General features: G+C 72.3%; 24 protein-coding genes and 4 pseudogenes. 13 read left to right on the plus strand and 15 right to left on the minus strand.

The features are described from left to right. Positions 1-371: 371 nt before the first annotated feature. Positions 372-771, minus strand: a pseudogene (locus ABZ079_RS17950) (integrase core domain-containing protein); the annotation flags it as partial. Positions 772-773: 2 nt separating this feature from the next. Then, a complete protein-coding gene (locus ABZ079_RS17955) occupies positions 774-2,303 on the minus strand; it encodes an aldehyde dehydrogenase (NADP(+)) (protein WP_356940397.1) in 1,530 nt (509 codons plus the stop codon). Between the two features lie 156 nt (positions 2,304-2,459). On the opposite strand from ABZ079_RS17955, the gene ABZ079_RS17960 reads away from it, so the two are divergent. From ABZ079_RS17960 to ABZ079_RS17985, 6 genes are all read left to right on the plus strand, one after another. After that, a complete protein-coding gene (locus ABZ079_RS17960) occupies positions 2,460-3,233 on the plus strand; it encodes an IclR family transcriptional regulator (protein WP_356940398.1) in 774 nt (257 codons plus the stop codon). Between the two features lie 24 nt (positions 3,234-3,257). After that, on the plus strand, positions 3,258-3,728 hold the full coding sequence (locus tag ABZ079_RS17965) for a GNAT family N-acetyltransferase (RefSeq protein WP_356940399.1): 471 nt from the start codon (positions 3,258-3,260) through the stop codon (positions 3,726-3,728). Positions 3,729-3,814: 86 nt separating this feature from the next. After that, a complete protein-coding gene (locus tag ABZ079_RS17970) occupies positions 3,815-4,798 on the plus strand; it encodes a hypothetical protein (RefSeq protein ID WP_356940400.1) in 984 nt (327 codons plus the stop codon). After that, a complete protein-coding gene (locus ABZ079_RS17975; protein ID WP_356940401.1) occupies positions 4,795-6,042 on the plus strand; it encodes a histidine kinase in 1,248 nt (415 codons plus the stop codon). Before ABZ079_RS17970 ends, ABZ079_RS17975 begins: the two co-directional genes overlap by 4 nt. A gap of 127 nt (positions 6,043-6,169) precedes the next feature. Then, complete coding sequence (locus tag ABZ079_RS17980) at positions 6,170-6,829, plus strand: response regulator transcription factor (RefSeq protein ID WP_356940662.1); 660 nt, start codon at positions 6,170-6,172, stop codon at positions 6,827-6,829. Positions 6,830-6,883: 54 nt separating this feature from the next. Then, complete coding sequence (locus ABZ079_RS17985) at positions 6,884-8,341, plus strand: penicillin-binding transpeptidase domain-containing protein (RefSeq protein WP_356940402.1); 1,458 nt, start codon at positions 6,884-6,886, stop codon at positions 8,339-8,341. A 90-nt stretch (positions 8,342-8,431) separates the two neighbouring features. Here the strand turns inward: ABZ079_RS17985 and ABZ079_RS17990 are convergent, their stop codons facing one another. Continuing rightward, positions 8,432-9,883: an NCS2 family permease gene (locus ABZ079_RS17990; RefSeq protein WP_356940403.1), complete on the minus strand. Its 1,452-nt coding sequence runs from the start codon at positions 9,881-9,883 to the stop codon at positions 8,432-8,434. Between the two features lie 211 nt (positions 9,884-10,094). Here ABZ079_RS17990 and ABZ079_RS17995 point away from each other — a divergent pair, with 211 nt between their 5' ends. Next, on the plus strand, positions 10,095-10,658 hold the full coding sequence (locus ABZ079_RS17995) for a SigE family RNA polymerase sigma factor (RefSeq protein WP_356940404.1): 564 nt from the start codon (positions 10,095-10,097) through the stop codon (positions 10,656-10,658). Further along, on the plus strand, positions 10,655-11,503 hold the full coding sequence (locus ABZ079_RS18000; RefSeq protein WP_356940405.1) for a hypothetical protein: 849 nt from the start codon (positions 10,655-10,657) through the stop codon (positions 11,501-11,503). The genes ABZ079_RS17995 and ABZ079_RS18000 overlap by 4 nt, the downstream gene beginning before the upstream one ends. Before the next feature lie 9 nt (positions 11,504-11,512). On the opposite strand, the gene ABZ079_RS18005 is transcribed toward ABZ079_RS18000, so the two are convergent. The 7 genes and pseudogenes from ABZ079_RS18005 to ABZ079_RS18035 form a co-directional block, all read right to left on the minus strand. Next, a complete protein-coding gene (locus tag ABZ079_RS18005; protein ID WP_356940406.1) occupies positions 11,513-11,653 on the minus strand; it encodes a hypothetical protein in 141 nt (46 codons plus the stop codon). A 280-nt stretch (positions 11,654-11,933) separates the two neighbouring features. Next, complete coding sequence (locus ABZ079_RS18010) at positions 11,934-12,170, minus strand: hypothetical protein (protein WP_356940407.1); 237 nt, start codon at positions 12,168-12,170, stop codon at positions 11,934-11,936. Between the two features lie 64 nt (positions 12,171-12,234). Further along, entirely contained in the window at positions 12,235-13,032 is a 798-nt protein-coding gene (locus ABZ079_RS18015) for an HAD family acid phosphatase (RefSeq protein WP_356940408.1), read from the minus strand. Positions 13,033-13,259: 227 nt separating this feature from the next. After that, a pseudogene (locus ABZ079_RS18020) lies at positions 13,260-13,442 on the minus strand (FCD domain-containing protein); the annotation flags it as partial. A 24-nt stretch (positions 13,443-13,466) separates the two neighbouring features. Beyond that, on the minus strand, positions 13,467-14,228 hold the full coding sequence (locus tag ABZ079_RS18025; protein ID WP_356940409.1) for an MBL fold metallo-hydrolase: 762 nt from the start codon (positions 14,226-14,228) through the stop codon (positions 13,467-13,469). A 31-nt stretch (positions 14,229-14,259) separates the two neighbouring features. Then, complete coding sequence (locus ABZ079_RS18030; RefSeq protein ID WP_356940410.1) at positions 14,260-14,637, minus strand: hypothetical protein; 378 nt, start codon at positions 14,635-14,637, stop codon at positions 14,260-14,262. Between the two features lie 67 nt (positions 14,638-14,704). After that, positions 14,705-15,298: a TIGR03086 family metal-binding protein gene (locus tag ABZ079_RS18035; RefSeq protein WP_356940663.1), complete on the minus strand. Its 594-nt coding sequence runs from the start codon at positions 15,296-15,298 to the stop codon at positions 14,705-14,707. 73 nt (positions 15,299-15,371) lie between these two features. Here ABZ079_RS18035 and ABZ079_RS18040 point away from each other — a divergent pair. After that, positions 15,372-15,476 (plus strand): annotated as a pseudogene (locus tag ABZ079_RS18040) (hypothetical protein); the annotation flags it as partial. Positions 15,477-15,744: 268 nt separating this feature from the next. Then, complete coding sequence (locus ABZ079_RS18045) at positions 15,745-16,977, plus strand: MFS transporter (RefSeq protein WP_356940411.1); 1,233 nt, start codon at positions 15,745-15,747, stop codon at positions 16,975-16,977. On the opposite strand, the gene ABZ079_RS18050 is transcribed toward ABZ079_RS18045, so the two are convergent. Both ABZ079_RS18050 and ABZ079_RS18055 read right to left on the minus strand, forming a co-directional pair. After that, positions 16,914-18,077: a hypothetical protein gene (locus ABZ079_RS18050; protein WP_356940412.1), complete on the minus strand. Its 1,164-nt coding sequence runs from the start codon at positions 18,075-18,077 to the stop codon at positions 16,914-16,916. The two genes, ABZ079_RS18045 and ABZ079_RS18050, sit on opposite strands and share 64 nt — an antisense overlap. After that, positions 18,074-19,015, minus strand: coding sequence for a 5-dehydro-4-deoxyglucarate dehydratase (locus ABZ079_RS18055; protein ID WP_356940413.1), 942 nt, complete (start codon positions 19,013-19,015; stop codon positions 18,074-18,076). The genes ABZ079_RS18050 and ABZ079_RS18055 overlap by 4 nt, the downstream gene beginning before the upstream one ends. A gap of 220 nt (positions 19,016-19,235) precedes the next feature. Here ABZ079_RS18055 and ABZ079_RS18060 point away from each other — a divergent pair, with 220 nt between their 5' ends. From ABZ079_RS18060 to ABZ079_RS18070, 3 genes and pseudogenes are all read left to right on the plus strand, one after another. Continuing rightward, the gene (locus ABZ079_RS18060; RefSeq protein WP_356940414.1) at positions 19,236-20,045 is read left to right on the plus strand and encodes an NAD(P)-dependent oxidoreductase; all 810 of its coding nucleotides are present in this window, start codon (positions 19,236-19,238) and stop codon (positions 20,043-20,045) included. Positions 20,046-20,090: 45 nt separating this feature from the next. Next, a pseudogene (locus ABZ079_RS18065) lies at positions 20,091-20,234 on the plus strand (alcohol dehydrogenase); the annotation flags it as partial. Positions 20,235-20,394: 160 nt separating this feature from the next. Beyond that, entirely contained in the window at positions 20,395-21,582 is a 1,188-nt protein-coding gene (locus ABZ079_RS18070; protein ID WP_356940415.1) for a TerD family protein, read from the plus strand. A 166-nt stretch (positions 21,583-21,748) separates the two neighbouring features. Here ABZ079_RS18070 and ABZ079_RS18075 read toward each other — a convergent pair whose 3' ends face one another. The 3 genes from ABZ079_RS18075 to ABZ079_RS18085 all read right to left on the minus strand — a co-directional run bounded on the left by ABZ079_RS18075 (position 21,749) and on the right by ABZ079_RS18085 (position 25,715). Next, complete coding sequence (locus ABZ079_RS18075; RefSeq protein WP_356940664.1) at positions 21,749-22,327, minus strand: helix-turn-helix domain-containing protein; 579 nt, start codon at positions 22,325-22,327, stop codon at positions 21,749-21,751. 199 nt (positions 22,328-22,526) lie between these two features. Further along, a complete protein-coding gene (locus tag ABZ079_RS18080) occupies positions 22,527-23,981 on the minus strand; it encodes an alkaline phosphatase PhoX (RefSeq protein ID WP_356940416.1) in 1,455 nt (484 codons plus the stop codon). A 306-nt stretch (positions 23,982-24,287) separates the two neighbouring features. Beyond that, complete coding sequence (locus tag ABZ079_RS18085; protein WP_356940417.1) at positions 24,288-25,715, minus strand: hypothetical protein; 1,428 nt, start codon at positions 25,713-25,715, stop codon at positions 24,288-24,290. Between the last annotated feature and the right edge of the window lie 150 nt (positions 25,716-25,865).

Consider the following 25,865-nt stretch of genomic DNA (forward strand, 5'->3'; position numbering starts at 1 on the left):
CCGGTCCGCCACCTCAGTAGCCGTTCGTGGCACCAGCTCACCCCACGGGCCTCGGTCTATGCGGGAGCTCAGACAGACAGCTCAGGCGTATCGAGAGGTCACCATGCGGTGGGCTCGCGCCACCAACACCAACGAGTGATCAAGGCGACAGTGTTGACGGTCACGAGGACGCAAAACGCCACCGATCTGCTTCGAGGCGTCAAGGCCCGGTCAGGCGAAGGCATCCGTCCGGCGCCCACGTGACCGCCAACCCTCGGCGGCACTGCGGTGACCAGGATGTGCCGAGAAGCACCGCTCTCACAGAAGGTCTGTAGGACCGTGTTGGGGATAGGTGTCTTCACTCGACGCTGCCCGGCCACCGAGCGCTGCTACTACCGGATTAGGTGGGGGACGCGGCTGGCGGGGGGTGGTTTGCCTGCGAGCGCGGTGTGTCCGCGGTGGTGATTGCAGGTGTGCAGCCACTGCGGGAAGGCGTCGCGTCGTTCGGCTTCTGAGCGGTAGGGGCGGGCGTAGGCCCACTCGTCCAGCAGGGTGCGGTTGAGGCGTTCGACCTTGCCGTTGGTCTGGGGCCGGTAGGGCCGGGTTCGTTTGTGGGTGATCCCGGCCGCCGCCAGGACATCGCGCCAGTCGCGGGAGCGGTAGCAGGAGCCGTTCTCGGTCAGGACCCGCTCGACGGTGATCACCGGCCTGAACGAAGAACGCGTGGGCACGGGTTCAGAAGGCGGTGGCGGTTTCCTTCTTCTCGTCGGTGAGGATTTCGCTGTAGGCCACAGCTAGCGCTCCAGGACGCCGTTGAACCGCCGGGGGAGCCCCAGGGGGTTGTCGTCCCTCAGCTCGGTCGGCAGCAGTGCCTCGGGAGCGTTCTGGTAGACCACGGGCCGCAACCACCGCTCGACAGCCGTCCCGCCCACGGAAGTGGACGTAGAGGTCGTCGCGGGGTACGGCCCGCCATGATGCTGGGCCGGCGCCACGGCCACGCCCGTCGGCCACCCGTTCACCAGCACGCGCCCGGCCAGCGGAGTCAGCTCGGCGAGGATCTCCGCGCCCCGGCCCCCACCGGCCGCCTCCTGCGAGGACAGCTGAACCGTCGCCGTCAGGTTGCCCGGCAGCCGCGACAGCACCGCCGCCGCCTCGCCCTCGTCCTCGTAGCGGACCACCACGGTGACCGGCCCGAAGCACTCCTCCAGCAGCAGGTCGTACGCCCCCTCCTCGGCCAGCCGGCTCGCCGGCACCGTGAGGAACCCGGCGCTGACCGTGTGCTCGTCGCCCGCGCCCGGCGTCACCGGGGCCTCCACCCCCTCCAGGCCGGCTCGCTCCCGCACCCCGGCGATGAAGTCGTCCCGCATACGGTGGTCGAGCAGCACCCCGGCGTCGCTGTCGCCGACCGCGTCGGTCAGGGACTTCACCAGCCGGTCGCCGCCGGGGCCGGACGGCACCAGCACCAGTCCCGGCTTGACGCAGAACTGGCCGACGCCGAGGGTCATCGACCCGGCGAGCCCGCTGCCGATCTCCTCCGGCCGCTCGGCCGCGGCCGCCTCGGTGACCAGCACCGGGTTCAGCGAGCCCAGCTCGCCGTGGAACGGGATCGGCACCGGACGTGCGGCGGCCGCGTCGAAGAGAGCCCGCCCGCCGCGGACGGACCCGGTGAAACCGGCGGCGGTGACCAGCGGGTGCCTGATCAGCTCGACGCCCGCCTCGAAGCCGTGCACGAGCCCGACGGCACCCTCGGGGATGCCGTGCTCGGCGGCGGCCCGGCGCAGCGCCTTGGCGACCAGCTCGGACAGCGCCGGGTGGTCGGGGTGGGACTTGACGACGACCGGGCAGCCCGCGGCCAGCGCGCTCGCGGTGTCGCCGCCGGCGACGGAGAAGGCGAAGGGGAAGTTGGAGGCGGAGTAGACGGCGACGACGCCGAGCGGGACCTTGTAACGGCGCAGGTCCGGGACGGGCGGGGTCGCGGTGTCGTCGGGGTGGTTGATGATGACGTCGAGGAAGGCGCCCTCGTCGACGATGTCGGCGAAGGCCCGCAACTGGTAGCAGGTGCGGGCGAGTTCGCCGGTCAGCCGGACCGGACCGAGCGCGGTCTCGGCGTCGGCGGTCTCGACCAGGCCGTCCTTGGCCGCCTCCAGGCCCGCGGCGGCCGAGCGCAGGAACGCGGAGCGGACCGCGCGGTCCGCGAGGGCGCCGCGGGCGGCATGGGCCGCCCTGACCGCCGCGTCCACCTCCTGGGCTGTGGCCTCCACCGCAACCTGTTCACGCTGCTTCCCGGTGCGCGGGTCGACACTCCAGACTGGTGCTGCTGCCACCGCGGGTCCCTCCCAGTAAGGCCGCAATCTCTCGGTCACCCCATCAGTCGCGTTCGATATACTGAACACTGTCTCTGATGATGAATACGCTGCTCGGAGACTATATATCTGGGTGCTCGATATCCAGGTCCTCGGCGAACGAAGGGGTCACGGGCGATGACGGCAGGCGACACAGGCGGCGGGGCGCAGGTCAAGTCGGCGGTACGGACCGTCGAACTGCTGGAGTACTTCGCCGGCCGGCCCGGTATGCACTCGCTCGCGGCCGTCCAGGAGGCCGTGGGGTACCCCAAGTCCAGCCTCTACATGCTGCTGCGCACGCTCGTGGAGCTGGGCTGGGTGGAGACGGACGCGACGGGCACCCGGTACGGCATCGGGGTGCGGGCGCTGCTCGTGGGCACGTCGTACATCGACGGCGACGAGGTGGTGGCCGCCGCGCGCCCGACCCTGGATCGGCTCTCCGACGACACCACGGAGACCATCCACCTGGCCCGTCTCGACGGCACCAACGTCGTCTACCTGGCCACCCGCCAGTCCCAGCACTACCTGCGCCCCTTCACCCGCGTCGGGCGCCGGCTCCCGGCCCACTCCACCTCGCTCGGCAAGGCGATCCTCGCCACGTACACCGACGAGCAGGTGCGCAAGCTGCTGCCGGAGACGCTGCCGGCACTCACCGAGCACACCCTCACCGACCGCGAGCAGCTCATCGAGGAGCTGCACCAGATCCGGGAGCAGGGCTTCGCGGTCGACCGCGAGGAGAACACGCTGGGCCTGCGCTGCTTCGGCGTGGCGATCCCGTACCGCACGCCCGCACGGGACGCCGTCAGCTGCTCGGTCCCGGTGGCCCGGCTGACCCCCGCCCACGAGCAGTTGATCAAGGACGCGCTGTTCGACGCACGGGACCGGCTGACGCTGGCGACGCGGAGGCTCTGAGGGCGGGGGCATAGGCTCGGGTCCATGGAGATCACGCTGCGGGCCGTGCAGGACGGTGACCTGCCGGTGTTCTTCCGGCAGATGACGGATCCGGAGGCCGTCCGGATGGCCGCGTTCGGCCCCGAGGACCCGGACGACCGGGAGGCCTTCGCGGCCCACTGGCAGCGCCTGCGCAACTCCTCCGACGTGCTGCGCACGGTGCTGGCCGACGGCGACGTGGCCGGTAACGCGGCGGTCTACGGCGTGACCGGGGAGCGCGAGGTGACGTACTGGATCGACCGCGCGTACTGGGGCCGGGGCGTGGCCACCGCGGCCTTGCGGGCTCTGCTCGCGGAGGTGCCCGAGCGGCCCCTGTACGCGCGGGCGGCGGCCGACAACGCCGCCTCGCTGCGCGTGCTGGCCAAGTGCGGGTTCCGCGAAAGGGCGCGGGCTCGCGGCTACGCGAACGGGCGGGGCCGGGAGATCGAGGAGATCGTCCTGATCCTGGAGGACTGAGTCCCGCTCCGTCTCCCCCACACGGCGGGGCCGGATCCTCGTGCCGGAGGAGGCCTGACCCCCTGGGCGCACGGGACCGTTGAGGCATGACCTCCTCGAACGCCCCTGCCGTGTCGTCCTCCGCGACCGCCTCGGCACCGCACGGCACCGACGCCTTCCGCCGGCTGTCGCGCCACATCGCCGTGGGTGCCTGCCTGCCGTATCTGTCCCTCAAGGTCGCCTGGATCGCCGGGAGTCACGTCGGTATCCCGGACGGCAGTGCGCTGCTGGAGCACCGGCTGACCATGGCGCTCGCCAACGGCCTGACCGTGTTGATGGACGCGTCCGTGGTCGTGCTGGCGCTGCTGCTGACCCGCCCGTGGGGACGGCGGGTGCCCGCCTGGCTGCTCGCGGTGCCGATGTGGCTCGCCACCGGACTGCTCGCGCCGATCATGGTGGGATTCCCGCTGCAGATGATCGTCCACGGCGGTGACCCGGGCGGCGACGCTGACCGGCCGTTCCTCGACGGGTGGGTCTTCGGGGTGGTGTACGGCGGGTTCATCGTGCAGGGGCTCGCGCTCGGGACACTGTTCGTCGGGTACGCACGCGACCGGTGGGGGCGTCTGTGGCGGGGGCGGGTGGGGGACCTGCCCGCGCAGGACACGGCGGCGGCCGCACAGCGGCTGACGGCCGTGACGGCGCTGGTACTCGCGCTGGTGCCCGCCACGTCGCGGCTGCTGTGGGCCTGCGGAGTCACGGCCGGGCGGAACACCGGCGGCGGCCGGCTCATGGAGGCGGTCTACGTCCTCTTCCTGGGCGCCGCCGTCACCGGTGCCTGGCAACTGGCCTTCCACCGAGGCCGCCCGCTGCCCGTCACCGTGCCGCTCGCCCTGGCCTGGGTCGGCTCGGGTGCCGTGGCCTGCTGGGGCGGCTGGATGTCCCTGAGCACGCTCGTCATGTCCGACGACCCCGCGGGCATGCCGACACCGGCGATGCACCTCACCTACGCTGTCCAGATGATCGTCGGCCTGCTCGTGGCATCCGTCGCCACCCACCACTTCGCGGACCGGTCCGCCAGGACCCCTCGGTGACCGAGGCGCTGGCGCTCCTGTACGGCGGGCGGGCGCGGCGCCGCTGGATCCACCTGATCCTGGGCGGGGCGCTCGCCATGCCGTACGTCCTCGTCGGCTCGGTGATCGTGGGGCCCGTCGTCGGTGTGGACGACGTCTTCGGGTCTCTCCCCCTGCAACTGGGCTCGTTCGCCGTCGGCTTGCCGATCGCCGCCGTCACCGCGCTGTTTCCGCTGACCCGGCCGCTGGAGTCCGGCGCCGCCCGCGCCCTGTGCGGCATCGACGGGGACGCCCTCGCCCACGGTCCGGCCCGCACGCGGGCCGCGCGCGGGCGCACGGCCGCCTGGTTCACGCTGCATCTGGGCCTCGGCGGGATCATCTCCGGGATGTCATTGGCCGTACCGCCGTTCGCGGTGGTGCTGATCGCGCTGCCGCTGTTCGCCGGGCTGCGCCGCTCTCCGCTCGAGCTGCCCGAAGGGCTCGATCACACCTGGGCGCTGGCGCTGTCCCCGGTCGCGGGACTCGCCATGCTGCTGGCCCTGGCCGCCTGTGCCGCCGGCTGCGGGGCGCTGCTCGCCCGCTGGGCGCCCGCTCTGCTCGGGCCCACCCCGGAGGACCGGCTCGCGGCGGCGGAGGCCCGCGCCGCCGACCTCGCCGTACGCAACCGGCTCGCCCGCGAACTGCACGACTCCGTCGGCCACGCCCTGAGCGCGGTCACCCTCCAGGCGAGCGCGGCCCGCCGCCTGCTCGGCACCGACCCGGAGTTCGTCCGCGAGGCGCTCGCCGCCATCGAGGACACCACCCGGCGCACGGTCGGTGAACTCGACGCCGTCCTGGGTGTGTTGCGGGACGGCGACGCGCCCGGCACCGCGCCCGCGCCCACCCTCGCGGCCGACCTCGATGGTCTGCTGCGCCGGACCCGGGCCGCCGGGCAGCCCGTGACGGCCACCGTCGGCACCGACCCCGCCGCTCTGCCGCCGCTGGTCTCCCGGGAGGCGTACCGGATCGTGCAGGAGGGGCTGAGCAACGCCCTCAAGCACGCCGGCGAACCCGTCACCGTCCGCATCACCACCGCCGGCGACCGCCTGGAGATCACCGTCGAGAACCGCCTCGGCGCCGCCCCCGCCTGCCGCCCCGGCGGCGGCCACGGCCTGCGCGGCATCGCCGACCGGGTCCGGCTGCTGGGCGGCACCGCACAGGCGGGGGCCACCGACGGGACCTGGCGGCTGCACGTGCAGCTGCCGTTGACGGCCCGTGACCGATGATGCCGAGGGGCGCGTGACCGATCACCTCGACGCTCCCGCGCCCGAAGGCACCCAGGGTCCTGTGACCGATCACCTCGACGATCAGGGGACCGACGCCCCCGGCGCCCGCCCGACCGAAGGGACCCCGATGACCCGGCCCGCCATCCGGATCGTTCTCGCCGACGACGAGCGCATGGTCCGCACCGCGCTGCGCGCCATCCTCTCCGCCGAGCCCGGTCTGGAGGTGGTCGGTGAGGCGGCGACCGGCGCCGAGGCGGTGTCGGTGGTGCGGGAGCTGCGGCCCGACATCGTCCTCATGGACGTCCGCATGCCGGAAATCGACGGCATCCGGGCCACCGAGCAGATCGTCGGCACTCTGGAGGAGCCGCCGCGGATCGTCGTCGTGACCACCTTCGAGAACGACTCCTACGTGTACGACGCCCTGCGCGCCGGAGCCGCCGGCTTCCTGCTCAAGCGGTCCGACGCCGACGCCCTGGTGCAGGCGGTACGGCTGGTCGCGCGCACCGACAGCCTGTTGTTCCCGTCGGCCGTACGGGATCTGGCCGCCCGGCACGTCCGCCGGGCGGCCCCGTCCGCGCCCTGGGTGAGCAGGCTCACCGGCCGCGAGCGGGACGTCCTGCGGCACATGGCCGCCGGGCTGACCAACGCGGAGATCGCCCGGTGCCTGGACGTGGGCCCCGCCACCGTGAAGTCGCATGTGGCGGCCGTTCTGGCGAAGACCGGTACCCGGGACCGCACCCAGGCGGTGATCGCCGCGTACGAGGCCGGTTTCCTGAGTGCTCGATGAGAAAGCGGGGCGTAGGGGAACGATCACCCCCCTCTCGATCGTCTTCCGAGCGGGATGAACAAGACGATCAGGCGGGCGTCCGTCTTCGCGCTGCTGCTCGTGCTCGCTCTGCTGGTCAGGGCGACGTGGGTGCAGTTCTACGACGGCAAGGCCCTGGCGGACGACAACAAGAACCGGCGGAACGCGATCGAGACGTACTCGCTGCCGCTCGGGAACATCATCGTGGGCGGGAGCCCGATCACCGGCTCGGCCCGGACGAAGGGCGGTGACCTCGCGTACAAGCGGACGTACAAGGACGGCAAGCTGTACGCGGCGGTGACCGGTTACGCCTCCCAGGCCTACGCCCCCACCCAGTTGGAGGGCATCTACACGGACCTGCTCAACGGCACGGACACCCGGCTGAAGACCGTGATGGACACCGTCACGGGCCGGCGTGCCGACCCGGGCAACGTGCTCACGACGATCGACCCGGCCGTGCAGAAGGCGGCGTACGGCGCGCTGGGCGACAAGAAGGGCGGGGCCGTCGCGATCGACCCGGAGACCGGCAGGATCCTGGCGGCGGTGTCGACGCCGTCGTACGATCCCTCGTCGCTGACCGACGCGAACACGGCCGGGACGGCCTGGAAGACGCTCAACGCGGACAAGGACAAGCCGCTCACCAACCGGGCGCTGCGTCAGCCGCTGCCGCCGGGCTCGACGTTCAAGCTGGTCGTGGCGGCGGCCGCGCTGGAGGACGGGCTGTACGAGAACGTGGACGAGCCCACCGACAGTCCCGACCCCTACACCCTTCCGGGCACGGTGCGCGTGCTGGAGAACGAGAACAGGTCGGCGCCGTGCGAGAACGCCTCACTCCGGGTCGCCCTGCGGTACTCCTGCAACAACGTCTTCGGTCATATGGCAGTCCAGCTCGGGCAGGACAAGGTGAGGGCCATGGCCGAGAAGTTCGGCTTCAACGACCAGGAGCAGGACGTGCCGGTGCGGGCCTACCCGAGCGTGTACCCCTCGGACATGGACGAGGCGCAGACCGCGCTGTCCGGCATCGGCCAGTTCGACGTCACCGCGACCCCGCTCCAGATGGCCATGGTGTCCGCGGCCATAGCCAACGGCGGCAAGCTGGTCTCACCGCACATGGTGTCTCGGATCACCGACAGTGGCGGTGATGTGCTGAAGGACTTTGACGACAGCGCGGACACCCAGGAGATCGTCAGCTCCTCGACCGCCGAGCAGTTGCAGTCGGCCATGGAGACGGTGGTCAAGGACGGTACGGGCACGAACGCGCTGATCGACGGGGTGACCGTGGGCGGCAAGACCGGTACCGCCCAGCACGGTGAGAACAACAGCAAGACGCCGTACGCCTGGTTCACCTCGTACGGCAAGTCCGGCGGCAGCGGCAAGGAGGTCGCCGTCGCGGTGATGGTGGAGCAGTCGGACGCGGAGCGTTCGGAGGTCAGCGGTAACGGGCTTGCGGCGCCGGTCGCGAAGGCGATGATGCAGGCGGCGTTGAAGGGCTGAGGTGGCTGCGCGGCCGGTTTCCGGTCGCCGGCCGGGTGCCGGCGAGTGGGGGCCGGTCGCGCAGTCGGGGCGCGCTGCCCTTCCCGGTGCCTACCTGACGCCCAGAACCTGCTCCACCGGATCGATCGCGAAGTACACCAGGAACAGTGCCGACACCCCCCACAGCAGCCAGTTGACCTCCTTCGCCTTGCCCAGGACCGTCTTGATGACGACGTAGGACAGGAAGCCGGCGCCGATGCCGTCGGTGATGGAGTACGTGAACGGCATCGCGGCGATGGTGAGGAACGCCGGGATGGCGATCTCGTACCTGTCCCAGTCGATGTACTTGACGTGGGTCATCATCAGGAAGCCCACGGCGATCAGCGCCGGCGCCGCCGCCTGCAGCGGAACGATGGTGAGCAGCGGGGTGAGGAAGAGGGCGAGGCCGAAGAGGCCGCCGGTGACGAGGTTGGCGAAGCCGGTGCGGGCGCCCTCGCCGACGCCGGCCGCGGACTCGATGTAGGCGGTGCTGGAGGAGGCGGAGCCGAGACCGCCGGCGACGGCGGCGGCACCGTCGATGAACAGGACACGGCCGATGCCCGGGACCTGCCCCTTCTCGTCCAGCAGCCCGGCCTCGGCGCTGATGCCGACGATGGTGCCCATGGCGTCGAAGAAGTCCGACAGGACGAGGGTGAAGACCAGCAGGACGGCGGTGAGCACGCCGGCCTCGGCGAAGCCACCGAACAGACTGAAGTCACCGACCAGTCCGAAGTCCGGGGTGGCGACGATCTCGTCGGGGACCTTGGGGGTGGTCAGACCCCAGCTCTTGATGTCGGCGACGGCGTCGATGGCGATCGCGACGACGGTCATCGTCACGATGCTGATGAGGATCGCGCCCTTCACCTTGCGGGCGAGCAGCGCGATGGTGAGCAGCACGCCGAGACAGAAGACGAGGACGGGCCAGCCGGTGAGGCGCCCGACGGCACCGAGCTGCACGGGCACGGTGGTGTTCGCGGCGTCCGGGATGCGGCTGACGAACCCGGCGTCGACGAAGCCGATGAAGGCGATGAACAGGCCGATGCCGACGCCGATCGCCTGCTTCAGCTGCTGCGGGATCGCGTTCATGATCGCTTTCCGGAGCCCGGTGAGGACCAGGAGGCAGATGACCAGGCCCTCGAGGACGACCAGGCCCATCGCGTCGGACCAGCTCATCAGTGGGGCGAGTTGGAAGGCGACGACGGCGTTGAGGCCGAGGCCGGCGGCGATCGCGAGCGGGAGGTTGCCGCCGACGCCCATGACGATCGTCATCACGCAGGCCACCAGCGCGGTGGCGGTGACGAGTTGGCCGGTGTCGAGGGAGTGGCCGAACTTGTCCTTGGCGCTACCCAGGATGATCGGATTCAGGACAAGGATGTAGGCCATGGTGAAGAACGTGGCGAGGCCGCCGCGTATCTCCCGGCCGAACGTGGATCCCCGCTCGGAGATCTGGAAGTACCGGTCGACGCCGTTCGCCGCCGCGGGTGCGGCACTTGGCCGGCCGGCCCCCTGCTGTCTCTCGGACATGGCTGTGCTCCTCGTTGCCTGAGTGATCGGTGCGCGGATGCTGGCTGGATTGTTCCCTCGTTGAACCGGTTTCAGGTTTTCTCCGCGTTACGGAATCGGGTTCGACCATCCGTACACTGTTCGAGCCACCGCACGGATCGCTGATACAGTTCCGGATCTCGTCCTGGCGCACGGTTGTTCGACGTCGGGGAATCGCTACGAGGAGAGACCCGTGGGCACAGTCGTCGACGACGCCGCCTCCGTGGAGTTCCATGCCTTCTTCGAACGGCACTACGCCGAACTCTCCCGTCTCGCCCATCTGCTGACCGGCGAGGCGGATGCCGCCGACGATCTGGCCGCGGACGCGCTGCTGGCACTGTGGCACCGCTGGGACCGGGTGCGCGCGGCCGACCACCCGGTGGCGTACGCGCGGGGCGTGGTCGCCAACCTGGCCCGTACCCGCATCCGCAGCGCGGTGCGCGAGCGCCGCCGGATCGCCCTGTTCTGGTCGCACCGCGAGGAGCGGACCGAGAACCCGGATGTCGCGGGCGTGGTCGACGTGCAGGAGGCGCTGCGCAGGCTGCCGTTCCGCAAACGGGCGTGTGTGGTGCTCCGGCACGCGTTCGACCTGTCGGAGAAGGACACCGCGCTGACCCTGGGAGTCTCGGTGGGTACGGTGAAGAGCCAGACGTCCAAGGGCATGGCCGAGTTGCAGCGGTTGCTCGGCCTCCAGGGCGTTCCGCAGAAGGTGCGTGCGGCGATGGCGCGCGGCGAGAGCGGAGGAAGGAACCGATGACGCAGCAGGACGTGCACGACGAGCTGCGCGCCCGGCTGCACGTGGCGGCCGACGCCCATGAACCCGACCGCGCGCGCATCCTGGCCCGGATGGAACGCGGCATGGCCACCCGGTCCCGCCCCGATCACCGGGCGACGCGTCCGCCGGTGCTCGGCTGGGTGCGGGTGGCCGGTGCCACCGCGGCGGTGGCCGGGGTGCTCGCCGTCGGCGGGTACGCGGTGGCGTCCGCGGTGAAGGAGACACCTCCGGCGCGGGAGCGGACGGTCGCCGTCTCGCCGACGCCCGGTCCCCCGTCCGACGCGACCACGCGGCCGCCGGCCCACACGGCCGGCCCGGCCCCCAGCACGGGCGCCACCCACCCGTCCCGTACCCCGAGTTCCGCGGCTTCCTCCGGCCCGAAGGCCACCGCCTCCGCCCAGCCGCCCGTGGCGCGTGCCGAGCAGGACGGGCCGCTGTGGTCGGACGGTTCGGTGGACCCGCACAGCAACGACTTCTGGGCGCAGAGCAACCTGACCCTCAAGACGTCGAAGCAACTGACCGCTCTCACCGTCCGGTTGAAGGTGGCGCAGACCGGCGGTGCGTCCTCGGCGGGCGCCTGGCGCTCGCTGCCCGAGACGGACTTCACGCAGACCGTCGCGGAGCGCGACGGCTTCCTCCTCTACACCTGGACACTCAAGGACGGCCGTACTGTCCCGGCGGGCCAGTGGGTCTTCGCCGGGCAGTACGACCACGAGCGCGGCGGCCGGGACGCCAAGGACGACAGCTACACCATCACGGGCACGGCCGACGGTCATGAGTACGCGGTGAGGGGCGGCTTCGCCGCGCACGGTGACGGCGACTCGTGAGACACGGCCTCAGGCGAGGCTGAGCAGGACGACGGCGGCCGCCGCCCCCGCCAGGCCGGCCCCCTGCGTCCGGGTCACCTTCTCGTGCAGGACCGCGAGCCCGGGGATCGTCGGCACGGCCGGGTACAGGGAGGCCAGGTCGACCGCCACGGCAAGGACCTGCCGCCGGGTCGACCAGAGGTAGAGGACGCCGTCGGGCTTTCGCGTCCGGTGCCGCCGCCCGACACCAGCCACAGGGCGGGCACGGTGACGCGGATGCCCGGCCAGGCCAGGGGAGTCGGCCGGTCGTGCGGGAAGAGCACACCGCACACGACGGACAGCGCCACGCCGGTGACGGCGCTCACCGGTACGACCACGCTCATCGCCCCCGGCTCAGGCCGCGGTCGAGGAGGTGCATGGCCGCGGCACTGCCGGCGCCGGACAGCGCCCGTTACGGCGCGTCCACGGGCCGCACCGGCTCCGCGGACGCCAGCAGGGCGGCCGTGACGGCGGAGAGCAGGCCGCCCACCTGTCCGAGAAAGGTGACCACGGCGAAGTGCAGCCGACGGGACAGCAGCCCGCCGGAGAGGTCGACGAGACCGTAACAGGCGGCGGAAGCCAGCGCGAGTAAGGCACGAGCGGGACAACCCGGTCCCCGGACCACGAGCTGCCGGCCAGCCCCCGCCACGGCACGGTGCTGCCGGTGACGGGGGCCGGGTACGAGCGGCTGCTCACCGCCTGCCCGGAAGGGCTCAGCTGACGAAGTACGTCGGGTTCGGCAGCTTGTAGGTACGGTCGGCGTAGCCGCCGTCCAGGTCCGAGTACTGGTCGCCGAAGTTGGCGATGATCTCGTACCCGAGGTCGTCCTCGATGTGCTCGCGGGTGCCGGACTTGTACTGCACGGTCGTGCAGTTCCAGGTGCCCGGGGTGGCACAGTCACCGAGGTAGGCCGGCGGGTTGGCCTTGTCCTTGAGGAACATGTGGCCGGCGTCGAGGTTCACATCGGCGCCGACCTTCTTCAGGTTCTCCACGGCGGCGGCGCGCTGCGCCTCGCCGAGACCGGAGTTGTAGAAGACCTCGACGCCCTTGGACTCGGCGTACCGGACCAGCTCGGGGCTGCCGAAGACGGCGGGACGGTCGGCGCGGTTCACGTAGTCGGCCCATGTGGTGCCGTTGTACGTGTAGTTGTAGCGCTTCTCGTAGTCGAGGCTGAGCAGCAGCGTGTCGTCGATGTCGAAGACGACGGCCGGCTTCTCACCGTGCCGCTGCGCCTTGCGGGCCGCCTTGTCGATGTACCGCTTGGCGTCGGCGTCGATGCGCGCCAGGTCCTTGGCGTACGGGCTGTCCGGGGACGCCTGGTAGACGCCGTTGCTGTCGGCGGTGGTGCCGTAATAGGTGTCGATGTCCTTCACCAGGAGCCCGATGTTGTAGGGCTCGTGGGTGGAGTTCGCCGTGGACTGGCCGGCGGTGGCCGCGCCCGCGCCGTACAGCGCGGCACCGGCGAGGGCGAAGGCGGCGCCGACGGCGGCCGCTCTGAGGGACTTCCGCATGAAATCTCCGGATCTGGTGGATGAGAGTGATGTACCAGGTCAGGGACTGTCTACGCGCATCACGCCCGGCACTGCGAGGCCTGTTATCCGATCGATATGGATGTCCTGGTCCCGGCATGACCCGAACGTGGTCCGGACATCGCGTTCTTTCGACCAGGTCGCCCCGGGAGGGGAACCGCGAGGACCGGTGGGGGAGTTCACCCGAACGGGCGGGCCCCACCGGCCTCCTGCAGGGACGGGTCGGCCGCCCAGGCGACGGCGGAGACCAGGGCGGCCTGGTCGCGGACCTCGTCCAGCATCCGGCCGAGCAGCGGGTTGCCGCAGGGCAGGTAGAGGGCGCGGTGGAACTCCCGGTTCGCGATGGACCGTTCGGCGGTGCCGGTGGCGCCGTCGGCGCGGGTCAGCGCGGAGCAGGTCGCCTGGACCGGGGTGCATCAGATGGTGACGGTGCCGCCCTCGGCAGCCATGTACGTGGGCCGGCCGGAGACGGCGGCGGCGCGCGCGGTGGCCGCCTCGCGGGTCAGCGTGGGCCCGACATGGGTGACGAGCAGCTCGCGCACGCGGGCGTCGCGGGCGATGCGGCCGGCGTCCTCCGGCGTCAGATGCACCTGCTGCGACGGTTCGCCTCCGTGATGCGCGTCGATGTCCGCCTCACACAGGAACAGGTCGGCGCGGGAGGCGAGTGCGGTGAGGGCGGGGCAGGGTCCGCTGTCCCCGGAGTACGCCAGCACGCTGCCCTGGCACTCGGCGCGCAGCCCGTACGCCTCCGTGCCGTGGGCGACGGCGCGGGCGGTGAGGCGCAGGTTCCAGTGCCGGACGTCGTGGCCGTCGTACAGGTCGCGGAAGTCGAAGACGCCCTCGAGGAACTCGACGTCCGCTCGCCCGAAGAAGCCGGCCAGCCGCCGGGCGCAGTCCTGTGGGGCGTACACCGGGATCGGCGCGGGCGGGGGCATCCCGCCGAAGGCGAAGGCGTAGGCGGCGGACAGCAGGTCGGCGCTGTGGTCGGCGTGCAGATGCGAGATCCAGATCGCGGTGAGCCGAGCGGGGTCCGTGTGCCGCTGCAACGCGGCGAACGTCCCGGGTCCCGCGTCCACCCACACCTCGGCGCCCCCGCCGGACAGCAGGTACCCGGAGCAGGGCCGGCCGGGGGCCGGGTGGGGCGAGGAGGTGCCGAGGACGGTGAGGGTGAGCGGCATGAGAGGGAGGGTACGTCGGGGAGCGCCCGTGTCAGGGCGCGGGGAGTGTGAACACCAGGTACAGGACGGACAGCGGCGGCGTCAGCGCGACGAGGGCCGCCCAGACGCGCGCCGCCGACCAGCGGCGCTTCCAGGGCAGCAGCCACGCGGTCAGCAGGGCCGCGCACGACAGCGCGCCACCGAAAGTGAGCATGCCGTAGATCCAGGCCAGCGCCGTCTCCAGGGCGGCCGAGCAGTCGTCGGGGCCGCAGCTGTCCGTGGCCATGGCGGACAGACCTCCGAAGAGGAGGGCGAGCGGGCCGAGCGGGACCATCAGGGCCGTCGCGACCGCAGGGGCCACCCAGCCCCGGGGGTCCGGCTGCTCCGCGCCGGCCGGGCCCGGAACCGCCGCGATGTGCTGTGTCGTCATATGGCCATCGAACCGGTGCCGCCGTGCCCGGCACACCGGCCGAGGTACTCATGCCGTACCTGTCCGCCTACTCAGTCTCCTGCGGCCGCCACCCCGGGTCCCGCCCACTGAGACCCACCGCCCGGTCCAGCAGCGGCGCGCCCTCCGGGACCGGGACGACCGGGCCGAACAGGCCGTTGCCGCGGTCGGGGTCGTCGGCGGCGGCGAGGAGGAAGCCGAAGGCCGATTCGAGGGCGGCCGGGTCGGGGGCGTAGTCCTGGCCGGTGGCGCGGGCCAGGTCCCAGCCGTGGATCACCAGTTCGTCGGCTACCACGGCGCCCGCGACCGCGCCCGGCAGGTCCACCCCGCCGGCCCGCGTGTCACCGGTCCAGGCGGCCGGGTCGCGCCAGGCGTCGGCCAGCTCGTCCAGCACCTCGGGCAGCTCTTCGCGCCAGCCGGGACCGAGGTCCGGGACGGTGGCGGTCGGGCTGGTGTCGGTCGTGGTGCCGAGGTCCTTGCGGGCCGCGTCACGGAAGGCTACGGAGAGCATCAGGATGTGGCCCAGCAGGTTCCGCACCGCGCAGTCCGGGCACGGCGTGACGGCCGTCAGCCGCTCGTCGGTCACGGACTCGGCGAGCCGCGCCACGATCCGGGTCTGCGGGCCGAGGTCCACCATGGTCATGTCGTGCTCCTTCAGGGTCGCGCTGCCCGTACGAAGGGCTGACCGGCCGGGTCCCCGGAACTCATCGGTGGTCATGGTGGCCGGCGAGGGCGCCGCCTCCCCCAGCGGCGGCCCCGGCGGCTGGGAGTCCGCGTTCACCGCGGTGGCCGCCTGCGTCGCCCACCTGGAGTCCTGGACGTGCGTCGGCATCGGCCGGCTGCCGCACACCGCGTGGGACGTCGTGCACCACGTCACGGCCACCCGATCGTCCCGTTCGCCCACGACTCCTCGCGTTCGGCTGCGCGCTGTGCGACCCGGTGATCGCGGCGGCGCCCCGGCGGCGGCCGTCCGCGGGGCCCCAGGGGCATCGTGCCAGGTACCGACGGCTTGCCGCCGCCGCGCCGCCCCCGGGATCAGGGCACCTTACCGATCCCGAGGCCCCCTCCTTACGCCCACGATGACGGGGTATGACGACTTCCTGGACGGTGATCCGGGTCCTGCGGGACCGCAATGCGGGGCTGTACCTCATCGGCCTGGTGGTGTCCGCCTTCGGCACCTCCTCGCTGTGGCTGGCGTCGGGTGTGTGGGTCAAGGACCTCACGGGTTCCGACGGCCTGGCCGCCCTGTGCATGCTCGCCATGTGGGCGCCCACCCTGGCGGGCCCGGCGCTGGGCACACTCGCCGACCGCCTCCGGCGGCGGCCCCTGCTCATCACCCTGAACCTGGGCCTGGCGGCCCTGCTCCCCACGCTCTTCGCCGTCGACTCCCCCGGCCGCCTCTGGCTGCTGTTCACCGTCCTGTTCCTGTACGGCACCGCCGGTGTCGTCCACGACGCCGCCGAGTCGGCCCTGCTCGCCGCCGCCGTCGCCCCGGACCTCCTCGGCGGCTTCAACGGGCTGCGGATGACCGTCACGGAGGGCATGAAACTCGTCGCTCCTTTGACCGGGGCGGGCCTCTACGCGGTCTACGGCGGTCCGGCCGTGGCCTGCCTGGACGCCGTCACCTTCGTCCTCGCCGCCGGACTGTACGCCCTGCTGCGGATGCGCGAGGAGCGGCCTGCCCGGTCCGGAGACGGCTGGCGGCGACAGACCGCGGAGGGTGTCCGGCACCTGTGGGGTCACCCCGTGCTGCGCCCGCTGGTCCGGGCGGGCGGTACGACCATGCTGCTGACCGCGCTCGGCAGCCCCACGGTGTACGCCGTCGTCGACCGCCTCGGCCACTCCCCCGCCTACACGGGCGTGCTGTACGCCGTCCAGGGCGCCGGTTCGGTGACGGTCGGGCTCGTCTCGGGACCCGCGCTGCGCCGGTTCGGCGGGCGCCGGTTCGCGGCGGCGGGCATCGCGCTGACGGGGGCCGCGATGGCCGCGCGCGCCGTGCCGTCGGACCCGGTGGCCCTGGTGTCCGGCGCGGCGAGCGGTCTGGGTCTGCCCTGCGTGCTGATCGCCGCGTTCACCGCCGTCCAGCGCGAGACCCCCGGCCCGCTACTCGGCCGCGCGACGGCCACGGCCGGCACGCTGGTCTTCACCCCGACCGTGCTGGGACTCACCCTCGGGGCCGGCCTGGTCGAACTGGCGGGACCGGCGCTGTTGTTGCCGCTGTACGGCCTCGCGCTGCTCCTGACGGCCCTTCCGCTGGTTCAGTGTGCGGACAGTGCCTCCCGCACCGCCGCCAGGTCACCGTCCGACGCCAACCCGGCGTGATACAGCCGCAGTTCCGTCGCGCCTTCCGTACGCGCGCGTGCCGCGTCCGCCGCGAGCGTGCCGGGACTGCCGCCCATCCCGCTGACGACGGTGAGGTTGGCGGCCAGCACCGTCCGCTTCCGCGCCTGTTCGGCGAAGGGCGCCAGCAGGGCCGTACCGCCCGTGCAGGGCACCACCACGCCGTCGGCCACGGACAGGATGTGGGTGGGGTCGACGCCCACGTTGGCGCCGCAGTGGTAGGAGACCGGGTCGGCGTGCAGCAGGACCTGGAAACCGTCGGGCGCGGCGGCGCGGACGGCGGTGACGGCCTCCTCCTGGAGGGCGCGGGCGGTTTTCTCACGCCACGCGCGCGTGGCGGCCGCCGTGTCCTCGCCGAGCAGCTTCTCGGCCGTGGGCCAGCCCTCGTCGTCCGCCGCGCCCCGCCACAGCGGCTCCAGCGCGGTCCGCACGGCCGCGGCCAGTTCGTCGGCGTCGAGGCCCTGTCCGCCGTAGCCCGTGCGGCAGGAGGGGCAGAAACACAGGGACATCAGGTACTGCCCGGCGTCCCCGAGGCCCACGCCGGAGATCTTGTCGTGGGCGTGCAGGTGCTGGAGCCCGTACCAGCCGAGGGACTCCAGCTCGGTGCCGTGCGCACCAGGACGTACGGCGGCCTCGGCGGCCAGGTCGACCAGATACGCGCGCGTGGCGGGCTGGGCGATGCACGGCGCCCACGGGTAGCGGTCGCCGTAGGCGTTGACGACCGAGGTGTCCGGATGCTCGGCGCCGAGGCGGGAGTTGTGGGCGAGGACGACCCAGGTGTGCACCTCCAGACCGGCCCCGGCGAGGGCCTTGGCGGCCTCGCCGTAGGCGTTGCCGGGGGCCCAGCGGCCGGCGGGGTACGGACGCAGGCCGCGGCCCGCCCAGCGGTCGCCCGGCGGATAGAGAAGGGCCGCGTACGCGGCGGTGACGATGCGGTGGCGGGGGTGCCGGGGGGTCAGGGCCCGGGTGGAGTGGTAGGCGGCGGCGAGGGTCACCTGCTCGACGCCGAGCCCGGCGATGCGCGCGGGGGCCTCGGGGTCGCCGTTGACGTCCCAGGGGTAGACGAACGCCGACGCCTTCACGCGTCCTCCTCGAGCAGCGCGTACCCACGCTCGATCAGCTGAGCGAGCTGTTTGACATGATCGTCGCCCGGCTCGTGCAGCGGGGGCCGGACCTCGCCGACGTCCAGGCCGCGCAGCCGTACACCGGCCTTGACGAGGGAGACGGCGTATCCCCGGCCCTGGGCGCGCAGTTCGGCGAACGGGCGGTAGAAGCCGTCCAGGAGGCGCTGAGCGGTGGCCGGGTCGTCCGTCTCCAGGGCGCGGTGGAATGCGAGGGCGATCTCCGGGGCGAAGCAGAACACGGCCGAGGAGTACAGGGTGATGCCGAGGGCGCGGTAGGCGGGCTGGGTCTGCTCGGCGGTGGGCAGGCCGTTGAAGTACAGGAAGTCGCCGGGGACCTCGGTGCGGACGGTGCTGACGATCCGCTGCATGAGATCGAGGTCCCCGACGCCGTCCTTGAGGCCGATGACGCCGTCGGTACGGGCGAGTTCGGCCGCGGTCCGCGGGGTGAAGACCGCGTTGTCGCGCTGGTAGACGATGACCGGCAGGGCGGTGGCCGCGGCGACCTCGCGGTAGTGCCGCAGCAGTCCCTCCTGGCCGGCGAGCACGAGGTACGGCGGCATGGCGAGGAGGCCGTCGGCGCCCGCGCGCTCGGCGAGACGCGCGTAGCGGGCGGCGAGCGCGGTACCGTAGCCGGTGCCCGCGACGACCGGGACCCGCCCCTCGGCCGCCTCCACGGCGACCCGGACGCAGGCCTCGAACTCCTCCGGCAGCAACGCGTGGAACTCGCCGGTGCCGCAGCAGGCGAACACGGCGGCGGCACCGGCCGCGACGCCCCGGCGCACGTGGGTTCCGAAGACGTCCAGGTCGAGTGAGCCGTCGGGGCCGTAGGCCGTGACGGGGAAGAAGAGCGGCCCGCTCGGATCGCGGAGCCGGGCGGCGAGAGGGGCAGGCGGCACGGGCGCTCCCTATCGGTGCATGTTTCTGATCGTCGTCTATATTTCTGAACGATCTCAAGCTACGTGTCCGCAGGAGAGCGGGTCAAGCACACGAACTGGCGAACAGCAGCGAATACACCCGCGCCCCGGCACTCTTGACGAGGCATGTACACCTCCCTAGCGTGTCCACCCATGTGAATGTCGTCCACGCATACGGCCCCTCACATCTAGGAGACCGAGGATGCCCGCTCCCCGCACCGTTCTGCTCACCGGCGCCGCCGGCGGGCTCGGCACCCTGATGCGGTCCCTGCTGCCGGAGTACGGCTACACGCTGCGCCTCTTCGACGTGCGCCCCCTCGAGGACGAGCCGGACGCGATCATCGGGGACCTCACCGACAAGGAGGCGCTGCGCGAGGCGGTGCGGGGCGTGGACGCGATCCTCCATCTCGCGGGCATCTCCCTGGAAGCGCCGTTCGAGAAGATCCTGAGGTCGAACATCGAGGGCACCTACAACCTCTACGAGGCCGCCCGTCTCGAAGGCGTGCCGCGCATCGTCTTCGCCTCCTCCAACCATGCCGTCGGCTTCACCCCGGCCCCGCGCGCGGGCGACCCCCTGATTCCGATCGACGCTCCGCGCCGCCCGGACACCTTCTACGGCCTGTCGAAGTCGTTCGGCGAGGACCTGGCGCAGTTCTACTGGGACAAGCACGGCCTGGAGACGGTCTCGGTGCGCATCGGCTCCTGCTTCCCGGAGCCGACCAGCGTGCGCATGCTCTCGGTGTGGATGAGCCCGGGCGACGGCGCCCGGCTCTTCCACGCGGCCCTGACCGCCGGGAGCGTCGGCCACACGGTCGTCTACGGATCCTCCGCCAACACCCGCCTGTGGTGGGATCTGACCACCGCACGGGGGCTCGGCTACGAGCCGCAGGACGACTCCGAGCCGTACGCGGAGAAGCTCATCGCCGAACAGGGCGAACTGGACCCGGAGAACCCGGCCCACCGCCACCTGGGCGGTCACTTCGTCAGCGACCCGCCGATCTGGCCCTACTGAATCTCGCCGGCCCCTCGGCAACGGCGGAAAACGATCGCTCACGGGTGGGCCGCGATCGGCGTGACGGCGGCAGGAGGCGCGGCACGGTACGCGCTCGCCCCGGTCGCCAACTGCGTGAAGCCGCCCGAACACATGCGCACCGAGGACGCGGCCCTGGTGGAACCGCTGTCCTGCGCGGTGCGCGGCTACGGAGGTGTTCATCAGCGACCGGATCCCGCTGGAGCGGTACCCGCAGGCGCTGGAGCAGTTCGCGCAGGGCGTGGGGCGCGAGATCGTCGTGGTGCCGTAACCCGTTCGGCAGGTAAGGGAACAGTAAAGCGGTGTCGTTCGTTCACCCGGCATGACAGCTATGACCCCTGGCTCGAACATCCCTCTCTCGGCCGTGCGCGTGACGGTGGACGTCGCCGCTCCGGTGCGGCTCGACGTGTCGGGCCTGCTGCTCACGGGCGACGGCAAGGTGCGTTCCGACGACGACTTCATCTTCTACAACCAGCCGGCCGGGCCGGGGGTGACCTACCGGTCCGGCGGCGGTGCCGCGCCCGACGCGATCACGGTGGACACCGCCGCCGTGCCGCCGGACATCGACAAGATCGTGGTCACGGCCAGCCCGGACGCGGCCGGCCAGACCTTCCAGGGCATCGAGCCGACGGCCACGATCCGCGACGCGGACGGCGGAGCGGCGCTGGCCACGTTCACACCGCCGCAGCTCGGCACCGAGACCGCGCTGGTCGTCGTGGAGATCTACCGCCGGGGCGGCCAGTGGAAGGCCCGCGCCGTCGGCCAGGGGTACGCCGACGGGCTGGCCGGTATCGCGACGGACTTCGGCGTGACGGTGGAGGAGCCGGCCGCCGCGCCCGCGGCCCCGCAACAGCCGGCCGCCCCGCCGGCCCCGCCGGTGACCACCCTGTCGGCTCCCCCGGTGCCCCCGGCGCCGCCCGCTCCTCCCGTACCGGGCGCCGGGAAGATCAACTTGGACAAGGGCCGGGTCAGCCTGCAGAAGAACCAGACCGTGTCCCTGGTCAAGGGCGGCCGCCCGCTGCTCTCCCGGGTGCAGATGGGCCTCGGCTGGGAGCCCGCCTTCCGCGGCAAGGACATCGACCTGGACGCCTCGGTCATCGCCTACGGCCCGCAGCGCAACCACATCGACAGCTGCTACTTCGGCAAGCTGACGATCCTGAAGGGCGCGATCAAGCACTCCGGGGACAATCTGACCGGCGAGGGCGGGGGCGACGACGAGATGATCGTGGTCGACCTCGGCCGGCTGCCGCAGGAGGTCACCGGCCTGGTCTTCACGGTGAACTCCTTCTCGGGCCAGAAGTTCACGGAGGTAGCCAAGGCGTACTGCCGCCTCGTCGACCCGGCGACCGGCGAGGAACTCGTCCGCTTCGACCTCACCGGCGCCGAGCCGCAGACCGGGGTGATGATGGCCAAGCTGATCCGCCAGTTCTCCGGTGAGTGGGACATGACGGCCATCGGCGACTTCGTCAAGGCCCGCACGGTCCGGAACATGGTGGATCCGGGGGCGAGGGCCCTGTAGGGCGGCAGCTGCGGCACGTCGCGGTGCCGGGGGGCCTCCGCCGTCGAACTGCGGCGCGCACCCCGGCCGCGGCACCGTGGGGCTGATCGCGCGGTTACCCCGCGCCCCATCGGGCACGCCGCACCCCAGCGGCGCCCATTCCGGGTGCCGGACGAACCGCGCCGAGCTACGGCCGCAGTCCCTCCGTCAGCAACGTCAGATAACGGCGGATCTCCTCGCCCTGCCCGCCTCCCAGCTCCGCCGCCGTGGCCACCCCGTGCGCCAGCCGCAGCACCTCGACCGGCTCCAGGTCCGCCCGCAGGACCCCCTCCGCCTGCGCCGCCCCCACCAGTCTGCTCGCCGCACCCTTCACAGCCGTACCGCACGCCGTACCGCACGCCGTCGGCGGCGCCGAGCCGTGGTCCGTGACCGCCGCCCCCAGGAGGGCCTTCATGCCCCGCAGCTGGATCGTGGTGACGCACAGCTCGTTCAGCCACTCCATGAGCGCCTCACCCGGCGGCAACTCCCCGGCCAGTTCGGCGGCCCGCCTCCCCAGCGCCTCGATCCGGTCCACGTACGCGGCCTCCAGCAGCGCATGCCGCGTAGGGAAGTGCCGGTAGAGCGTGCCCGATCCGACGCCCGCCCGCTTGGCGATCTGGTCGAGCGAGGCGTTCTCCCCATGCTCGGCGAAGGCCTCCGCCGCCACCGTCAGCAACCGCTCGTGGTTACGCCGGGCATCCGCGCGCATGGGCCTGACCTGCGTCATCCGGGAACTCCTCGCGGGCGGTGGCTGTCCCCGCATTTTATCGAGCACCGGGATCCGGTCCGGGATCTGGGAGGTCGGGTCGCCGTGCCGGTGGGGCGCGTACTGCTCGTAGGTGACGGATCAGCACCCGGTCGTGCTCTTAGTGCCGGCGCACCGCCGCGGTGGTGCCGGTGCCGCCCAGGTCGCCGAAGCGTGGGGTTCAGCCGCGCTTCTGCCGCTTCCAGGGCCCGGTGATGGCCAGCATGATGCCGGGGTCCTGAATGTTGGCGAACAGGGTGCGGCCGTCGGGCGAAAAGGTGACGCCGGTGAATTCGCTGTACTCGGGCTCCTCTTCGGTGCCGATGTTCAGCTCGTTGCGGGCGATCGGGTAGGTGCGGCCGCTGTCGGTGGCGCCGAACAGGTGCTGGACGCCCTCGCCGTCCTCGGCGATGACGAGGCCGCCGTATGGGGAGACGGTGATGTTGTCCGGGCCGTCGAAGGTGCCGTCCTTGGCCGGGGCGGGGTTCACGCCGAGCAGCACCTTGAGGGTCAGCGTGCGGCGCTTGGGGTCGTAGAACCAGACCTGGCCGTCGTGCTGGACGGGGCTCTCCTCCCGGGCGAAGGAGGAGACGATGTAGGCGCCGCCGTCGGCCCACCACATGCCTTCCAGCTTGCGGGCCCGGGTGATCTGGCCGCCGGCGAACTGCTTGCGGGTCGAGACCGTCCTCGCATCGCGGTCCGGGACGTCCACCCAGTCGACGCCGTAGACGGTGCCGGTCCTCGTGGCGCGGGAGAGGTCGTCGACGAACTCGCCGCCGGCGTCGAAGCACATGAAGGCCTGGAGAACGCCCGCGTCGTCGGCGAGGGTGCGGAGCCTGCCGCGGCCGTGGCGGAAGCCCTCGGGCGGGGTCCAGCGGTAGAGCAGGCCGTTGGGGCCGGAGGCGTCCTCGGTCAGGTAGAGGTGGCCGCGCCTGGGGTCGACGACGACGGCCTCGTGGGCGTAGCGGCCCAGCGCCTTGATGGGCTTGGGGTCGCGGTTGGCCCGGCGGTCCTCCGGGTCCACCTCGAAGACGTAGCCATGGTCCTTGGTGAACCCGTTCTTGCCGGCCTTGTCCTCGGTCTCCTCGCAGGTCAGCCAGGTGCCCCACGGGGTGCGGCCACCCGCGCAGTTGGTGGCGGTACCCGCGATGCCCACCCACTCGGCGACCTCGCCGCTCCGGCGGACCTCGACGACGGTGCAGCCGCCGGCCGCCGCCGGGTCGTAGACGAGGCCCTCGGTGAGCGGCACCGGGTGCGGCCACTGGGCGCGGGCGCCGGCCAGCTCGTGGTTGTTGACGAGGAGGGTGGTGCCGCGCGGGCCGTCGAAGGTGGCGGTGCCGTCGTGGTTGGACGGCGTGAACTGGCCGGACTCCAGCCTGGTCCTGCCGCTGTAGGTGATGATCCGGTACTCGAAGCCCGCGGGCAGGGCGAGGATGCCGTCCGGGTCGGGGAGCAGTGGGCCGTAGCCGACGCCGTGGTGGCCGTGCGCCGACGCGCCGTCCGCGTTCTCGGTGTCGGTCTCCGTGGACGCGAGGGCGTTCGGCGCGGTGGCGAGCGCGCCGACGCTGCCCGCCAGTGCGACCCCGGCACCGGTGATCGCGGATGTTCTGGCGAAGTCCCTGCGGGTGAGCGACATGGTGTCTCCTGTGACGGTGGGCGTGCCGTGGAGGGTGGCGGGCCTCGGTTCGGCGCACACGCTCCCGCCCGCTTCTGAACAGGAGTTGAACGCCGGGCTGCTTCGGAGGCTCCTGTTCCATGAATCCGTGGGCACTGCCCCATGGCCGGCAAGAGCAGCACCGGGACCGGCCGCGGGTCCCCCACCATCACACCGAGCAGCCCAGCACTCGTTCCCGCCGCAACGGCGCTCTGCCCGCAGGGCGCAGCCCGCCGGTGCCGACCGAGCGCGACCCTGACGGCCCTCACGCCCCATGCCGGGCGGCCCTCACGCCCCTTGCTGGGACCGCGCCTTGAACGCGGCCTTCCGGGCCTCCTTCGCCACCTTCTTGTCCGGATGCAGCCGCCCCATCGCCTCCAGCACGTCGGCCGTCGCGGGATGCTCCACCCGCCAAGCGGCCGCGAAGAACCCGCTGTGCTGCTCGGCCAGCCCCTCCACCAGCGCCTGCAGCTCCTCGGAGTTGCCCTCGGCGGCCAGCTGCGCGGCAACCGTGTCGATGGTCAGCCAGAACACCAGCTCCTGCGAGGGCGCCGGCACGCCGGCGGCTCCCCGCTCGCTCAGCCACACCCGGGCGAGCCCGCCCAGCTCGGGGTCGTCGAGGACTTCCCGCAGCGCGGGCTCGGCCTCCGCGCCCACCAGCGACAGCGCCTGCTGGCAGCGCAGCCTGCGCAGCGGCGCCCCGGCATCCGCGCCCCGTGCAGCCGTGAGCAACTCCCGTGCGGCGGCGAGGGGTTCGCGACGGGCGAGCCACTGCTCGGTCTCGGCGCGCGCGGCGGACTGCCCGAATCCCCCCGTGCCGTCGAGCAGCGCGTCCGCGCCCTTGTCGACGAGTTCGCCGACGGCGGGTGCCTCGAAGCCGGCCTCCAGCAGTCGCGTCCGCAGCCCGTAGGCGCCGAGCGGGGTGAGCCGGACCATGCCGTAGCGGGAGACGTCGGTGTCGTCGACCGGTGCGGCGGGCTCCTCTTCGGCGTCTGCCATGAGCGCCTCGTCCACCGGCTGGTACTCCACCAAGCCGATGGGCTCCAGCATCCGGAACTGGTCGTCGAGCCGCATCATGGCGTCGGAGACCTGCTCCAGGACGTCGTTGGTGGGCTCGCCCATGTCGTCGGGCAGGATCATCGACGCGGCGAGGGCGGGCAGCGGGACGGGGCCCTCACCGGATCCGTCCTCACTGACGGTGAGCAGGTAGAGATTGCCGAGGACTCCGTGGAGGAACTCCGCCTCGGCCTCCGGGTCCCAGTCGAGTGACGAGAAATCGACCTCGCCGCCCTCGTCCAGGGCGTCGACCAGTCCGTCCAGGTCGGGCACGCCCGCGTCCGCGATCACGGTCTCCAGGGCGGCGAGCCACACGGTGAGCACGTCCTGCGGGGAGCCGCCGGTGAGCAGAGCCAGGTCCGCGCCGGCCGCCACGGTCCCGGTCTCCTCGTCCAGGATCTCGACCAGGCCGGCGTCCACGGCGATCCGCCAGGCCTCGCTGGCGTAGGCGGCGGCGTCGTCACCGCTCAGTCCGAGCAGTTCGGCGGCGGCCGGCAGCTGTTCCTCGACGAGCCCGCCTCCGGCGTCAACGCGGGTCTCTGGGCCGGCCCAGCGGGCGAGACGGGCGGCGCGGGAGAGCAACGGCGTGGACAGCGCGGCACGCGCCAGCTCCGCTTCGGGGTGCAGCCGTACGGGCGGCAGGGGGGAGCTGTCTGACATCGGCTGGTTCTCCTCGGACCGTGAACGGGCTCAGCCGCTCAGCCTAGACGGATTTCCACCCATGCCGCCCGGTTCATCTCTGCGTCAGCCGCCGTGTATGGCCGAAACCTTGACAACTCCCGGTACCAGGCAGGAGATTGACGCGCGTAG

This window comes from Streptomyces sp. NPDC006314 (assembly GCF_040613075.1).
Lineage (GTDB): Bacteria > Actinomycetota > Actinomycetes > Streptomycetales > Streptomycetaceae > Streptomyces.